13 protein-coding genes are annotated in these 15,711 nt (G+C 66.3%); 10 read left to right on the plus strand and 3 right to left on the minus strand.

All coding sequences use genetic code 11. From position 1 onward, the window contains the following. The gene (gene recG, locus AC5Y47_RS03705) at positions 1-2,229 is read left to right on the plus strand and encodes an ATP-dependent DNA helicase RecG (protein ID WP_499942069.1); all 2,229 of its coding nucleotides are present in this window, start codon (positions 1-3) and stop codon (positions 2,227-2,229) included. Beyond that, the gene (locus AC5Y47_RS03710; RefSeq protein WP_499942070.1) at positions 2,226-2,939 is read left to right on the plus strand and encodes an HNH endonuclease family protein; all 714 of its coding nucleotides are present in this window, start codon (positions 2,226-2,228) and stop codon (positions 2,937-2,939) included. Before recG ends, AC5Y47_RS03710 begins: the two co-directional genes overlap by 4 nt. Before the next feature lie 4 nt (positions 2,940-2,943). Here the strand turns inward: AC5Y47_RS03710 and AC5Y47_RS03715 are convergent, their stop codons facing one another. Then, positions 2,944-3,792: an aldo/keto reductase gene (locus AC5Y47_RS03715; RefSeq protein WP_499942361.1), complete on the minus strand. Its 849-nt coding sequence runs from the start codon at positions 3,790-3,792 to the stop codon at positions 2,944-2,946. Between the two features lie 279 nt (positions 3,793-4,071). Between AC5Y47_RS03715 and AC5Y47_RS03720 the strand changes: the two genes are divergently transcribed. The 6 genes from AC5Y47_RS03720 (at position 4,072) to coaD (ending at position 11,246) form a co-directional block, all read left to right on the plus strand. Continuing rightward, the gene (locus AC5Y47_RS03720) at positions 4,072-5,196 is read left to right on the plus strand and encodes an alpha/beta hydrolase (protein WP_499942072.1); all 1,125 of its coding nucleotides are present in this window, start codon (positions 4,072-4,074) and stop codon (positions 5,194-5,196) included. A gap of 199 nt (positions 5,197-5,395) precedes the next feature. Continuing rightward, positions 5,396-6,157, plus strand: a complete 762-nt coding sequence (locus tag AC5Y47_RS03725) for a DsbA family protein (protein ID WP_499942073.1) — start codon at positions 5,396-5,398, stop codon at positions 6,155-6,157. A gap of 4 nt (positions 6,158-6,161) precedes the next feature. Beyond that, positions 6,162-6,794, plus strand: a complete 633-nt coding sequence (locus AC5Y47_RS03730) for a vitamin K epoxide reductase family protein (RefSeq protein ID WP_499942075.1) — start codon at positions 6,162-6,164, stop codon at positions 6,792-6,794. A gap of 8 nt (positions 6,795-6,802) precedes the next feature. Beyond that, positions 6,803-10,186 (plus strand): pyruvate carboxylase, encoded by a 3,384-nt coding sequence (locus AC5Y47_RS03735; RefSeq protein ID WP_499942077.1) that lies wholly within the window; start codon positions 6,803-6,805, stop codon positions 10,184-10,186. Then, complete coding sequence (gene rsmD, locus AC5Y47_RS03740) at positions 10,183-10,737, plus strand: 16S rRNA (guanine(966)-N(2))-methyltransferase RsmD (RefSeq protein ID WP_499942363.1); 555 nt, start codon at positions 10,183-10,185, stop codon at positions 10,735-10,737. Before AC5Y47_RS03735 ends, rsmD begins: the two co-directional genes overlap by 4 nt. A 23-nt stretch (positions 10,738-10,760) precedes the next feature. Then, on the plus strand, positions 10,761-11,246 hold the full coding sequence (coaD, locus tag AC5Y47_RS03745) for a pantetheine-phosphate adenylyltransferase (RefSeq protein ID WP_499942079.1): 486 nt from the start codon (positions 10,761-10,763) through the stop codon (positions 11,244-11,246). Between the two features lie 6 nt (positions 11,247-11,252). On the opposite strand, the gene AC5Y47_RS03750 is transcribed toward coaD, so the two are convergent. Beyond that, the gene (locus AC5Y47_RS03750; RefSeq protein ID WP_499942081.1) at positions 11,253-12,218 is read right to left on the minus strand and encodes a metallophosphoesterase; all 966 of its coding nucleotides are present in this window, start codon (positions 12,216-12,218) and stop codon (positions 11,253-11,255) included. Between the two features lie 115 nt (positions 12,219-12,333). On the opposite strand from AC5Y47_RS03750, the gene AC5Y47_RS03755 reads away from it, so the two are divergent. Continuing rightward, entirely contained in the window at positions 12,334-13,386 is a 1,053-nt protein-coding gene (locus tag AC5Y47_RS03755) for an NAD-dependent epimerase/dehydratase family protein (RefSeq protein WP_499942083.1), read from the plus strand. 11 nt (positions 13,387-13,397) lie between these two features. On the opposite strand, the gene purU is transcribed toward AC5Y47_RS03755, so the two are convergent. Then, a complete protein-coding gene (gene purU / locus AC5Y47_RS03760; protein WP_499942365.1) occupies positions 13,398-14,333 on the minus strand; it encodes a formyltetrahydrofolate deformylase in 936 nt (311 codons plus the stop codon). A gap of 107 nt (positions 14,334-14,440) precedes the next feature. On the opposite strand from purU, the gene AC5Y47_RS03765 reads away from it, so the two are divergent. Further along, positions 14,441-15,688, plus strand: a complete 1,248-nt coding sequence (locus tag AC5Y47_RS03765) for an HNH endonuclease signature motif containing protein (protein WP_499942084.1) — start codon at positions 14,441-14,443, stop codon at positions 15,686-15,688. Positions 15,689-15,711 lie beyond the last annotated feature (23 nt).

A 15,711-nucleotide genomic window follows, 5' to 3' on the forward strand; every position in this document is an offset into this window, starting at 1 on the left:
GTGGCGACGCTGAGCGATCGGCTGCTCTTTGTGCTTGGCGGCAAGTCCGCCGCCCCGCTGGAGGAGAGCCTGGGGCTCCTGACTGTCGACGAGCTGCTTCGCCACTATCCGCGCAGCTACGTCGAAGGCGCATCCCGGCTCAGCGCCGACGACCAGCGCCCCGAACCGGGCGAGCACATCACGATCGTCGACGTCATCACCGATACGAGGTCCGGACAGATGCGGCAGCAGAAGCCCGGCAAGAGGCCGCGGAAATGGTTGCGCGTCACGGTCGGGACAGGCCGCGGCAGGGTGACCGCCACCTTCTTCAACGCCGACTTCCTGATGAAGGACCTGACCGTGAACACCAAGGTCATGCTGTCCGGAGAGGTCGGATACTTCAAAGGGGCTATGCAGCTCACCCATCCCGCGTTTCTTCTGATGGACTCCTCGGACGGCAGGAACCGCGGTACCGATTCGCTGCGCAACATCGCCGATGCGTCGAAGACGGACAGCGGTGAATTGGCCGTGTCGGCGTTCGAGCGGCCGTTCTATCCGATCTATCCCGCCAGCACCAAGGCCCAGACCTGGGAAATCTATCGCTGCGTGCAGCAGGTGCTGGATCAGCTTGACCCGGTGGATGATCCGTTGCCCCCGGAGCTGCGTGCGAAGCTCGGGCTGATCGGCGAAGACGACGCGTTGCGCGCCATCCACCTGCCCGAAAGCAGATCCGAGCGGGACCGGGCTCGTGATCGCCTCACTTTCGACGAGGCGGTCGGCCTGCAGTGGGCACTGGTCGGTCGCCGGCACGGCGCGTTGTCCCAATCGGGCCCCGCGGCTCCCCGCCGGCCCGACGGTCTGGCGGCAGAACTGTTGCAGCGCTTGCCGTTCGAACTCACGGCCGGGCAGCGCGAGGTGCTTGCGGTGTTGTCCGACGAACTGGCACTCACCAGACCGCTCAACCGCTTGCTGCAGGGCGAAGTCGGGTCGGGCAAGACGATCGTTTCGGTGCTGGCGATGCTGCAGATGGTCGACGCGGGCTACCAGTGCGCCTTGCTGGCACCTACCGAAGTCCTTGCCGCGCAACATCTTCGGTCCATGACCGAGGTCCTCGGTCCGCTGGCGATGGGAGGCCAACTCGGTGGTGCCGACGATGCCACCCGCGTGACGCTGCTCACCGGATCGATGAGCGCCGCGCGAAAGAAGCAGGTTCGGGCCGAGGTCGCCGGTGGGCAGGCCGGCATCGTCATCGGCACCCACGCGCTGCTGCAGGACGCGGTGGAGTTCCACAAGCTGGGCATGGTGGTGGTCGACGAGCAGCACCGGTTCGGCGTCGAGCAACGAGATCGGTTGCGCTCCAAGGCTCCTGCCGGTATCACTCCGCATCTGTTGGTGATGACCGCGACGCCGATACCCCGTACGGTTGCCCTGACGTATTACGGCGACCTGGAGACGTCTACGTTGCGCGAACTGCCGCGCGGGCGTCAGCCGATCACCTCCAATGTGATATTCGTCGGGGAGAATCCGCGCTGGCTCGAGCGCGCCTGGCAGCGCATCAGGGAAGAGGTTGCCGCCGGTCGCCAGGCGTATGTGGTGGCGCCGCGGATCGACGAAGAAGAGTCGGACACGACGGAAGACGGCAAGCGCCCGTCGGTGACCGCCGTCGGCTTGTTCGGCAGGCTGCGCGCGCAGGAATTGGCCGGCGTGCGGCTGGGACTCATGCACGGTCGACTGTCGGCCGACGAAAAGGACGCTGTGATGGCCGCTTTCCGCGCCGGCCAGATCGACGTGCTGGTGTGCACCACCGTCATCGAAGTCGGTGTCGATGTTCCCAACGCCACCGTGATGCTGGTGATGGATGCCGATCGGTTCGGTATCAGCCAACTGCACCAACTGCGGGGCCGGATCGGTCGCGGCCGGCACCCGAGCCTGTGTTTGTTGGCCAGCTGGACCTCACCGGTTTCACCGGCCGGTACCCGGCTGAATGCCGTCGCCGCGACCGTCGACGGATTCGCGCTGGCCGACCTGGACCTCAAGGAACGCAAGGAAGGAGATGTGTTGGGCCGCAATCAGTCCGGCCGGGCCTTCACGTTGCGACTGCTCTCGCTGGCCGACCACCTGGAGTACATCGAGGCCGCCCGGGAATTCTGTGAGTCAGCGTATGGCGCCGATCCGGGCAACCCCGGATTGTCCGTGCTGGCAGCACGATTCACCGACACCGACCGAATCGAGTACCTGGACAAGTCATGACTCGCAAGACACTGCTCTGGTTGGCGGCCGTCGCCGTGCTGGCGCTGGTGGTCGCCTACCAGACGCTGGGATCGTCGTCGGCCCGGCACGCCGACGAATTCGCCGCGCGCGCCGACGTCCCCACCGTGCAACCCGGTGACGACGTGCTGGCCGGAATCCTCGTGCTGCCGCTACGCGCGCACCGGTTCGACTACCGGCGGGCGGCTTTCGGCGACGCCTGGGACGACGACAACGACGCCCCGCTGGGCCACAACGGCTGCGACACCCGCAACGACATCCTCAACCGCGACCTGGTCGACGTCACGCATGTCTCCATCAAACGGTGTCCCGACGCGGTAGCCACCGGCACCTTGCACGACCCGTACACCAGCTCCGTCATCGCGTTCCAGCGAGGCGCCAAGGTCGGCGAGTCGGTGCAGATCGACCACATCGTCCCGTTGGCCTACGCCTGGGACATGGGCGCCTCAGACTGGCCGGAGGCCGAGCGGGTGCGCTTCGCCAACGACCCGGCCAACCTGCTGGCGGTGCAGGGCAGAGCCAACCAGGACAAAGGGGACTCACCACCGTCGCAGTGGATGCCACCCAACAAAGCGTTCGCGTGCCAGTACGCCATTCAGTTCATCGCGGTGCTGCGCGGCTATTCGCTGCCGGTGGACCAGGCATCCACCGGCGTACTGCGGGAGGCCGCGGCCACCTGCCCTACCCGGTGAACGGTCAGGTGCCGGTGTAGGTGTCCGGATCCGGCCGCAGCCGGGTGCCGTCGTTGAGCCCGTTCAACGCGTCGACGTGCTCGGCGGCCAGTTCGAAGTCGAACACGTCCAGGTTGCCGGCGATGTGTTCGGGTTTGGCTGAGCGGAACACGACGGAATTGCCCAGCTGGACGTTCCAGCGCAACAGAACCTGCGCCGGCGTCTTGCCGTATTCGCCGGCGATCGACGTCACCGTCGGGTTGTCGTTCAGCTTGCCCAGAGCCAGCGGCGTGTAGGACTGGGTGACGATGTCGTGCTCGGCGTTGGTCTTGCGCAGCTGCTCCTGATTGAGCAACGGGTGCAGCTCGATCTGGTTGACCGCTGGGGTGACGAACGTCAGGTCGATGACCATCGACAGGTGCTCCGCGGTGAAGTTGGACACCCCGACCGAGCGCGCGTGGCCCTCGCCCCGGGATTGGATCAATCCGCCGAACGAGTCCACGTAGGTGCCGAGTGCCGCCGCCGGCCAGTGGATCAGGTAGAGGTCGACGTATTCCAGCCCGAGATTTTCCAGGCTGCGCTGGCAGGCTTGCTGCGACGACTTGAAACCCTGGTCAGCCGTGGCGAGTTTGGTGGTGACGAACAGTTCGGCGCGGGGAATGCCCGAAGCCGCGATCGCGCGGCCCACCGCCGCCTCATTGCCGTACGCCGCCGCGGTGTCAATCAGCCGGCAGCCGCTCTCCAGAGCGGCCGACACCGCGCGTTCGGTCTCGTCGTCCGATAACTCTGCGGTCCCGAGGCCGAGCACCGGCATCGTGTTCTCGTCGTTGAGGGCAATCGAGGGGACAGAAGTGGCGCCCGACTCGCCGGCCAACGTCATCACCTACCTATGAAATTGAAAGTTCTCGGATTCAGGTCCAAGCCGGTCGCGGAAACGCACACCAACTCGCGGTCCATCATGTTACCGAGTTGAATATGCCAGCTAATCAATGCCCGGCCCGCGTCCGGTCACAACTTCAGATGGCCGGTCGGTCTGCGCAGGTTCAGGCATTTCGGTCACGACGTAAGGTTGCCCCCGGGGACGTCGGAGGGGGCCGACGGTGGGAATCGAGCGACCGTCGTTTAGCGTGACGAAGATTTTAGGGAGCGGCCGATGACCAGAAGCCTTCCGGGCGCGCCGGACCTCCATCTCGGGGCAGCGCGCGCGTCGACCGGGTGGACGGCCCGTGTCCAGGGCACGGTCACCAACGTGGGTGTGAAAGTCATTCCGTGGATTCCCAGCGGCGCCAAGCGGCTCCTCACGCGGGGACGGTCGGTCGTGATCGACGGCAACACCCTCGATCCCACCCTGCAATTGATGCTCACCGGGTTGCGCGCCGTGGGCATCGACGGTTTGGTGATCGACGACGACGCCGCCACGTCCCGAGCCGCCATGCGGGAAAACATGCAAGTCATGCCCGGCCCGCAGATCCATGTGGACGTGGAGGAGATCTCGCTGCCGGGTCCGGCAGGTCCGATCGCGGCGCGGCACTACTGTCCCCCGGGGTCCGGCGCCGGGGAAGCGCCGCTGCTGGTCTTCTACCACGGCGGCGGCTGGGCCATCGGCGACTTGGACACCCACGACGCGTTGTGCCGGTTGACCTGCCGCGACGCGGGCATTCACGTGCTGTCGATCGACTACCGGCTGGCGCCCGAGCATCCGGCGCCCGCGGCGATCGACGATGCCTACGCCGCGTTCCAGTGGGCCTGGGAGCACGCCGCAGAACTCGGCGCGGCAGCGGGTCGGGTGGCGGTCGGTGGCGACAGCGCGGGTGGCAACCTGGCGGCGGTGGTCAGCCAGCTGGCACGGGATAGCGGCGGACCGGTCCCGGTGTTGCAGTGGCTGATCTATCCGCGGACCGACTTCACCGCGCACACCCGGTCGCTGAGCCTGTTCGCGCGGGGCTTCGTGCTGACCAAGCGCGACATCGATTGGTTCACTACGCAATACCTGCGCAAGTCGGGGATCGATGCGACGGATCCGCGGGTTTCCCCGGCGCTCGCCCCGTCGTTGGCCGGGCTGGCGCCGGCGCTGATCGCGGTCGCCGGCTTCGACCCGCTGCGTGACGAGGGCGAGGATTACGCGGCGGCGTTGCGGGCCGCAGGAACCGACGTGGACCTGCGGTATCTGGGTTCGCTGGCGCATGGCTTTGCGAACCTGTTCGCGCTCGGCGGGGACAGTGCCGCGGGGACGGCGGAGTTGATCTCGGCGCTGCGGGCTCACCTGAGCCGGTGCTGACCTGGTCGTGATGCGGGTCGCGACCATCGGGACGTCGCGATCGCGAGCGCGGCGGTAGGGCCGCGTGATGCGGGTCGCGACCATCGCAACGTCGCGATCGCGAGCGCGGCGGTGGGCCGCGTGATGCGGGTCGCGACCATCGCAATCGGTACGCTAGAGGCGCCCCTTCGCGGGCCAAGCCAACAAACGTGAGGATCCTGTGGCCGACAAACGCAAGCGCCCCGCGCGACTCGACCTGAAGTCCGGCGACGGCAAGTTCGGCCGACTCATCCAGATCGGCGGCACCTTGATCGTCGTGCTTTTCGCCGTCGGCCTGGTCTTCTACATCGTGTCCAACGGCCACAAGAAGCAAGCCGCCACTGCCAACGGCGAGGGCGCGATCCGGGTGACCTCCAGCAAGCTGGTCACCGACCAAGGCAAACCCAAGGCCGTGATGAGCTTCTACGAGGATTTCCTGTGTCCGGCGTGCGGCAAGTTCGAGCGTGATTTCGGATCGACCATCAACAAACTCATTGAAATCGGCGCGATCGCCGCCGACTACAACATGGTGACCATCTTGGACAGTCCGCGGACCCAGCACTATTCCTCGCGCGCCGCCGCGGCCGCCAACTGCGTCGCCGAGGAGTCCATCGCTTCTTTCCAACGGTTCCACAGTGCGCTCTACGACCCCAATATCCAACCCGCCGAGACCGGCACCAGCTTCCCCGACAACGCACGATTGATCGAGATCGCCCGTCAAACAGAGGCCGTCGGCAAAGTGGCGGACTGCATCAACAGCGGCAAGTACATCGAAAAGGTGACCGGACTCGCGGCGGCCAACAACATCCGCGCGACCCCCACCGTGAAGATCAACGGCACCGAATACGAATGGACGTCTCCTGCCGCGCTGGTGGCCAAGATCAAGGAAATCGTCGGCAACGTCCCGGGGATCGACGAGGTCGCGGCAACCGCGAAAGCCTGATCTCGTGTCAGCCGAACTCGCCGAGCAATCCGGCGAACTGGAACTCCCCGCGACGCGCGGACCGTGGGTACCCCAGCTGAGTGCGTGGTGGGTGCTGATCGGCGGCGTGCTGGGCTTGCTCGCCTCGGTCACGCTGACGGTTGAGAAGATCGAGTTACTGCGCAACTCCTCGTACGTGCCGTCGTGCAACATCAACCCGATCGTGTCGTGCGGGTCGGTGATGGTGACGCCGCAGGCTTCGCTGTTCGGGTTCCCCAATCCGTTGCTGGGCATCGTGGGGTTCACGGTCGTGCTGGTCACTGGGGCGCTGACGGTGGCGAAAGTGGTTCTGCCGCGGTGGTATTGGGTCGGGCTGCTGGTCGGGCTGCTGGCCGGTACCGCGTTCGTGCACTGGCTGATCTTTCAGAGTCTGTACCGCATCGGGGCGTTGTGTCCGTACTGCATGGTGGTCTGGGTCATCACCGTCGCCCTGCTGGTCGTGGTGGCCTCGATTTTGGCGCGTCCGGCGATCGGCGACAATTCGGTGCTGCGAGTGGTGTTCGGTTTGCGGTGGTCGCTGGCGACGTTCTGGTTGACCGCGGTATTCCTGCTGATCATGGTGCGCTTCTGGAGTTATTGGTCGACACTTCTGAGTTAAGGTCGAGCGTGATCTCCAAAGTGTTGGTGGCCAATCGCGGCGAAATCGCGATCCGGGCTTTCCGCGCCGCATATGAATTGGGTGTCGGCACCGTCGCGGTCTATTCCTACGAGGACCGCAATTCGTTGCACCGGACCAAAGCCGATGAGTCCTATCAAATCGGCGAAGTCGGGCATCCGGTGCGCGCGTACCTGTCTGTCGACCAGATCGTCGAGACGGCCCGGCGCTGCGGCGCGGACGCCGTCTACCCGGGGTACGGATTCCTGTCGGAGAACCCGGAGTTGGCTGCGGCATGTGCGGAGGCGGGCATCACGTTCGTCGGTCCCGACGCCGAGGTGCTCAAGCTGACCGGACACAAATCCCGCGCCGTCGCCGCGGCCCGGGAAGCGGGTTTGCCCGTGCTGGAGTCATCGTCCCCGTCGGCCTCGGCCGACGAATTGGTTGCCGCCGCAGACGAAATGCGGTTTCCGTTGTTCGTCAAGGCGGTTGCCGGCGGCGGTGGCCGCGGTATGCGGCGGGTCAGTGACAAGGCCGCGTTGCCGGAGGCGATCGAGGCGGCGAGCCGGGAAGCCGAGTCCGCGTTCGGGGACCCCACGGTGTATCTCGAACAGGCCGTGCTGCGACCCCGGCACATCGAGGTCCAGATCTTGGCCGACACCCAGGGCAACGTGATCCACCTCTACGAGCGCGACTGCAGCGTGCAGCGCCGCCATCAGAAGGTCATCGAACTCGCACCGGCGCCGAACTTGCCGGCCGAGTTGCGGGAGAAGATCTGCGGCGACGCGGTCGCTTTCGCCCGCCACATCGGTTACAGCTGCGCCGGCACGGTCGAATTCCTGTTGGACGAGAGCGGCGAGTACGTCTTCATCGAGATGAACCCGCGAATTCAGGTGGAGCACACGGTAACCGAGGAGATCACCGACGTCGACCTGGTGTCCAGTCAGCTGCGCATCGCGGCCGGCGAGACTTTGCAGGACTTGGGTCTGACGCAGGATTCGGTGCGCCCCCATGGTGCCGCGCTGCAGTGCCGGATCACCACCGAGGATCCGGCCAACGGGTTCCGTCCCGACACTGGACGGATCAGTGCGTTGCGCACACCCGGCGGCGCCGGCATCCGACTGGACGGCAGCACCAACCTGGGGGCGGAGATCAGCGCCCACTTCGACTCGATGCTGGTCAAGCTGACCTGTCGGGGCCGTGATTTCCAGACCGCGGTGAACCGGGCCCGCCGGGCGATGGCAGAGTTCCGGATCCGCGGCGTGTCGACGAATATCCCGTTCCTGCAAGCGGTTCTGGACGACCCGGACTTTCAGGCCGGTCGCGTCACGACGTCGTTCATCGACGAGCGGCCGCAACTTCTCACCGCGCGGGTATCGGCCGACCGCGGCACCAAGATCCTCACCTACCTGGCCGACGTCACCGTCAACCAGCCGCACGGCGCGCGGCCCTCGACGGTGTACCCGCAGGACAAACTGCCCGAGATCGACCGGGAGGCTGCGCCGGCGCATGGTTCCCGGCAGCGGCTGCTGGAGCTGGGCCCGGACGGCTTCGCGCGCTGGCTGCGTGAGTCCCCGGCGGTCGGCGTGACCGACACGACGTTCCGCGATGCGCACCAGTCGCTGCTGGCCACCCGGGTGCGGACCAGCGGATTACTGATGGTGGCACCGTATCTCGCGCGCACGATGCCACAGCTGCTGTCGGTGGAATGCTGGGGTGGTGCGACCTACGATGTGGCGCTGCGGTTTCTGAAAGAGGATCCGTGGGAGCGGTTGTCCGCGCTGCGGCATGCGATTCCCAACATCTGCCTGCAGATGCTGCTGCGGGGCCGAAACACCGTGGGCTACACGCCGTATCCGGAAATCGTCACGTCGGCTTTCGTGGAGGAGGCGACGGCCACCGGCATCGACATCTTCCGTATTTTCGACGCGCTGAACAACCTGGACTCGATGCGCCCGGCCATCGACGCGGTACGCGAAACCGGTACTGCGATAGCCGAAGTCGCGATGTGTTACACCGGTGACCTGTCGAACCCGGCCGAGGACCTCTACACGCTGGACTACTACCTTCGCCTGGCCGAGTCGATCGTGGAGGCCGGCGCGCACGTGCTGGGCATCAAGGACATGGCCGGCCTGCTGCGGGCGCCGGCCGCGCACACCCTGGTGAGTGCGTTGCGCAGCCGTTTCGACCTGCCCATTCACGTGCACACGCACGACACGCCCGGGGGGCAGTTGGGCAGCTATGTGGCGGCGTGGCAGGCGGGCGCCGACGCGGTAGACGGGGCGGCCGCGCCGATGGCGGGAACCACCAGCCAGCCGGCGCTGAGCTCGATCGTGGCCGCCGCCGCGCACACCGAGTACGACACCGGCCTGTCGCTGCCGGCGGTGTGCGCGTTGGAGCCGTACTGGGAGGCGCTGCGAAAGGTGTACGCGCCGTTCGAGTCTGGGCTACCGGGCCCGACCGGACGGGTGTATGACCACGAGATCCCGGGTGGCCAGTTGTCGAACCTGCGCCAGCAGGCGATCGCGCTGGGTTTGGGGGACCGGTTCGAGGAAATCGAAGCCGCCTACGCCGGTGCCGACCGCGTGCTGGGCCGGTTGATCAAGGTGACCCCGTCGTCGAAGGTGGTCGGTGATCTTGCCTTGGCGCTGGTCGGTTCGGGGCTGAGCGCGGACGAGTTCGCTTCCGAACCAGCTCGATTGGATATCCCGGACTCGGTGCTGGGTTTCCTGCGCGGGGAGCTGGGTGAGCCGGCCGGCGGGTGGCCCGAGCCGCTTCGCTCGGCGGCGCTGGACGGCCGCGCACCGGGCAAACCGGCGCCGCAACTGACCGCCGACGACGAGGACGCGCTGTCCGCGGCGGGGCCGAAACGTCAGGCAGCCCTGAATCGGCTGTTGTTTCCCGGCCCCACAAGGGAATTCGAGGACCATCGGGAGGCCTACGGCGACACGTCGCAGTTGTCGGCCAACCAGTTCTTCTACGGCCTGCGCCAAGGCGAAGAGCATCGGGTGAAGCTCGAGCGCGGCGTCGAACTGCTGATCGGGCTGGAGGCCATCTCCGAACCCGACGAGCGCGGCATGCGGACCGTCATGTTCATCATCAACGGACAGTTGCGCCCGGTGCTGGTGCGCGATCGCAGCATCGCCAGCGCGGTGCCGGCCGCCGAGAAAGCCGACCGCGGCAACACCGGCCACATCGCGGCGCCGTTCGCCGGCGTGGTGACGGTGGCCGTCTCCGAGGGCGAGCAGGTGACCGCGGGCCAGACCGTCGCCACCATCGAGGCCATGAAGATGGAGGCACCCATCACCGCGCCCGCCGACGGCACCGTGGAGCGGGTGGCGGTGTCCGACACCGCTCAGGTGGAGGGCGGTGACCTGCTGGTGGTGCTGAACTGACCCGCATCATCGGCGGCGTGGCCGGAGGCCGGCGCCTTGCGGTGCCGCCGCGGGGGACCAGGCCCACCACCGACCGGGTGCGCGAGTCGCTGTTCAACATCTTGGCGGCCCGCATCGACTTCTCGGGTCTGGCGGTACTGGATCTTTATGCCGGTTCGGGGGCACTCGGCCTGGAAGCGCTGTCACGGGGCGCGGCATCCGCGCTGTTCGTCGAGTCCGACCAGCGCACCGCGGCGGTGATCGCCCGCAACATCGACACCGTGGGACTGCCCGGAGCCGCGGTGCGCCGGGGCGCGGTGACGGCTGTGCTGACCGGCGGCCCTTCGGCTGCAGTCGACCTGGTGCTGTCCGACCCGCCCTACGACCTGGGCACCGACGAGATCGATGCGGTCCTGGTCGCGCTGACCGCGCACGGCTGGACACGGGACGGGACCGTTGCGGTGGTGGAGCGCGGTGTCGGCAGCACGCGCTTGTCCTGGCCCGACGGCTGGTCGGTCTGGCCCGAACGGGTTTACGGCGACACCCGTTTGGAGCTCGCCGAACGAATCTGAGGCACCGTGTAGCGTCTTTCGACATGAGCGGCGCGGTATGTCCCGGGTCCTTCGACCCGGTCACATTAGGCCACATCGACGTCTTCGAACGCGCCGCGGCCCAATTCGACGAGGTCGTCGTGGCGATCCTGGTCAACCCGGCCAAGAAGGGGATGTTCGACCTCGACGAGCGGATCGCGATGATCGAGGAGTCGACCAGCCATCTACCCAACCTGCGGGCCGCCGCCGGAAAAGGGCTGGTGGTCGACTTCGTCCGAGCCTGCGGGATGAATGCCATCGTCAAAGGCCTGCGCACCGGGACCGACTTCGAATACGAGCTGCAGATGGCGCAGATGAACAAACACGTCGCCGGCGTCGACACATTTTTCGTGGCGACGTCGCCACGGTATTCGTTCGTGTCGTCGTCGCTGGCCAAAGAGGTCGCGCTGCTCGGCGGTGATGTGACCGAACTGCTGCCCGAACCGGTGAACCGTCGGCTGCGCGAACGGATCGCCGAGAAGAACGCGTAGCGGTCGTCATGCCGCGACCTGCACGTAGTGATCGGGGTCGATCGAGGTCTCACCCCGCCAGCGGTAGGCGGTTAGTTTGCCGCCCTTCACCGCGCTGAAGTCCACGCACGCGCAACGGTCGCTCCAATCACGTTGCGGCTGTGGGTCATCCGCACGCCAGTAGTGGCCGTAGAACACCGGCACCGAACCGGTGTAGACGAAGGAACGATCGTCGGCCGGCACCTCGATGTCGGGCAACGGCGGGTAGGGCCGACCGTCCTCGGTGGTGAAGTTGTCGCCGATCTCCGCGATCTTGCTCAGAGTCGTCGCCTCGTCGTCCCACCATCGGATCCTGGCATTGCCGCGTAGCCGGCCGTCCTTGTCCCGGTAGGGCAACTGGCCATGATCAGTCAGGCTGATTTCCGGTCCCTTGAGCAGAACTTCGACCGTGGTATACAACCGGTCGCCCTTCGTCGACGCCCTGGCGAACTGGTCCAGCGAGCTGAAACGGTTCGAACCCAGTTCGGCCTCAACGTATTTCATCGATTCTTCGTGCCAGCACGCATGCACGACTCGAATGCCGCCCAGGTCGAGCCATAGCGGCAGCGTTTTGAACCACTCGATGTAGCGACGCCGCTGCCTGAGCGTGAGCTGCTTCAGGAACGCGCTGTGCTGGTGCTGGTTGTTCTTGGTGCGCCGACGCAAGTGACGTCCCTCGTGCTCCGGGTTCCTGGTCGCGTAGGAGATCGCATTGAATTCGTGGTTGCCCATGACGATCTGCGCACTGCCCGCGTCGACCATGCGTTTGACCACCTCGAGGACGCGGAGTTGGTCGGGTCCGCGGTCGACCAGATTGCCGACGAAGACGGTCTGACGGGTGGGATGGCGGTATGCGCCGGTCACATCCGCACGCGCGTAACCCAGCTCGGCGAGCAGTTTCTCGAGCGCGGAAGCGCAACCGTGAATGTCGCCGATGATGTCGTAGTACTGCATGCCTTGATCTTGACACTCGGGTCTGACAAGCCCTCGGGCCGAAACATGGCACTCACTCTCTTGAGTGGGCTACGGTCCTCTCAGGACAACGACGTTGACGGGATCGGGGACATCCATGTCAGAGACCGTGCTGATCACCGGCACCTTCGGTCTGGTCGGTGTCGACACTGTCAAGCGGTTCGCAGCGGACGGGTGGCGGGTGGTTGCCACGGTGAACCGTACGGCGGGCACGGTGCCGGCAGGTGTCCAGACCCGGCCGGTCGATCTGCGCGACGCGGAGCAGGTACGGCAAGTGGTGTCAGAGGTGGCGCCCGATGTCATCGTGCACCTGGCCGGGGTGATCCCGCCGTTGATCTACTACGATCCCAAACTGGCCCGGCGAGTGAATGTCGACGCGACGGCAGCGCTGGTACGTGCCGCCGAAGAGCTACCCAATCCGCCGCGCTTCCTGCATGCCTCGAGCTGCTCGGTCTATGGCGCACGAAACCCTTACCGCCACGACGTGATTGAGCTGGATACACCGCTACGCCCATGCGAGGTGTACGGGAGCCAGAAACTCGAGGCCGAGCAAATCGTGCGGTCGTCGGCTCTGGACTGGGTGGTGTTGCGACTCGGTGGCGTGCTCAGCGTCGACCTCAAGGCCATGCCATTCACCCCTGACGCACTGTTCTTCGGCAGCGCGATGCCCAGCGACGGACGCGTGCATTGCATCGACACCCGTGATGTCGCAACGGCATTCGCTGCGTCCGCGCACGCTGACGTGGTCCGTGAGGTGCTGCTGGTCGCCGGTGACGAATCGCACCGGCTGCTGCAGGCCGAGATCGGGCCGAAGATGGCAGCGGCGGCCGGCATGCCGGGCGCGATGCCGGCGGGGCGACCCGGAGACCCGGATAACGACGACGGTTGGTATCTCAACGACTGGATGGACGTGACCCGCGCCCAAGAAGTGCTGAAATTCCAACGGTATTCGTGGCCCGAGATGTTGGCCGAGATCCGGCAGCGGGCCGGCTGGCGGCGGCACCCGACGCGGCTCGTGTCACCAGTGGCGCGCCAGTTCGTCAAACGCCATGCCGCGTATCGCAAGTCGCCGGGACAGTATGCCGATGTGTGGGGGGCGCTTCGCGCCCGATTCGGCGACTCGATCATGGACGTTGCCACGGCCGAGTAGGTTTCGTCGTTTCAGAAGACGATGGTCTGGTTGTCGTGCACGATCACCCGGTCCTGGCAGTGCCACAGGACCGCGCGGGACAACACGGCCCGTTCGACGTCGGCGCCGACGCGCACCAGGTCGTCGACGGTGTCAGTGTGCCTGACGCGCACCACATCTTGTTCGATGATCGGTCCCTCGTCGAGCACTTCGGTGACGTAATGCGCGGTCGCCCCGACCAGTTTGACACCACGTTCCCGAGCACGCTTGTAAGGCGCCGCGCCGATGAACGCCGGCAGGAACGAATGATGAATGTTGATCAACGGACACCCGACCGCGGCGAGGAATTCCGGAGTGAGGATCTGCATATAACGCGCCAGCACAACCAGATCCGCGTTCCCACTGAGCAATTGGAGCTGACGCTGCTCGGCTTCGGCGCGGTTGTCGCGGGTAGCGGGAATGTGGACGAACGGCACCCCGAACGGGCGGACACGCTCGGCCAGATCGGGATGGTTGGCGATGACCATCGCGATGGACATTTGAAGCTCGCCACGGCGGTTGCGCCACAACAGATCCAGTAGGCAGTGGTCTTGCCTGGACGCCATGATGGCGACGCGTTTGGGTTTGGCGGCTTCGGTGAAGCGGTAGTCGATGCCGAATTTCTCGGCCACGGTACTGGCGAATTCCTGTTCGAGTCCGTCGATCGCCGCGGTAAGACCGGGTAGGTGAAAGATCGCGCGCTGCAGGAAGGTTCCGTCTTCGGGGGCGGTGGAATGCTGATCGAGGGAAATGATGTTGGCGCCGGCTCCAGCCAGGAAGGTGCTGACCGCGGCGATGATTCCGGGCCGGTCGTGGCACCGCAGGAGCAGACGGCCGATGTCGGCGGGAGGTGGGGGACCGGTCGGTCGCTGCGGAAAGCTGCCCGGCACGTTCGGCGTCGACACCCGCGGCCCCTTTCGCCTCGGAATTCCGCAGGCCACGATACCGCCGGAAATGGCCGGGTAGGGAGCTACGGCGCGGTCCATCGGCGATTCGGCAGCCGGGACTTGTCGGTGGCCCCTGCGATGATGAGGACATGTCTTCGAGCGCTTTGTCTGCTGAGCCGGTGAGCCAGGTCAAGCGGATTGACGTGTTGTTTGAGAAGCTCGCGGAGTTGGCCGGTCAGCGTAACGCCATTGATGGGCAGCTGGTGGAGATCATCGCTGAGCTTGATGGTGATCAGTTGTGGGGCAATACCGGGTGCCGGTCGATTTCGGCGTTGGTGGCCTGGAAGCTGGGAGTGTCTCCGGCGACGGCGCAGACGATGACTACGGTCGCCGGGCGGCTCAAGGAGTTCCCGCGCTGTGCCCGCAGCTTGCGCAAGGGCCGGTTGTCGCTGGATCAGGTCGGGGTCATCGCCGCGCGTGCCGGGGCGGGCTCGGATAAGCATTATGAGCAGCTGGCCCGGGTCGCCACGGTCAACGAGTTGCGCACCGCGGTCAAGCTCGAACCTCGCCCGGACCCCGAACCAGATCCCGGACCCGACCTGGAACCGCGGCCTTCGGTTACCAAGACCTCCGATGAGCAGTTCACGTGCTGGCGGATCAGACTCCCGCGGCTGGATGCTGCCAAGTTCGAGGCGGCGTTGGCCTCGCATCGGGAAGCGCTGATCGCGGAATGGACGCGCGATCATGCCGACGATGACCCCGAGGTGCGGCCTCCGTTGCCGGCGCTTGGCGAGGCATTCATGCGGTTGGTGGAGGCCGGCTGGGACACCGAAGCGGCCCGCCGCCCCCATGGCCAGCACACCACGGTGATCGCCCACCTCGACGTGGAACAGCAGGTGGGTGCGCTGCATCTGGGTCCGCTGCTCAGCGACGCTGACCGCCGGTACCTGACCTGTGATGCCACGTGCGAGGTGTGGTTCGAACGCGACGGCGAGCCCCTCGGTGCTGGCCGCAGTACCCGCACGATCAGTCGGCGGCTGCGCCGCGCGTTGGAGCACCGCCACCCGACGTGTGCCGTGCCCGGCTGTGGCGCGACGCGGGGTCTGCATGCCCATCACATCCGGCACTGGGAACACGGCGGTCCTACCGAACTGCACAACCTGGTGCTGGTCTGCCCGTATCACCATCGGCTGCACCACCGCGGGGCGATCACCATCACCGGAACCGCGGACAACCTGACCGTCACCGACAGCGACGGCCAGACCCTGCCCCCGGGATCGCTGGCCCGACCGCCCACCCAGCCTCCGCCGGACGTCCCACCGTGTCGCGGTCCACTCGGCGAACGCGCCGACTGGTGGTGGTACACGCCCTTCCAGCCCAAACGGGCTGAGCCATAGCCGATTCCGTCGCCGAGATGCCG

The sequence above is a fragment of the Mycobacterium sp. NGS22 genome (assembly GCF_059813095.1).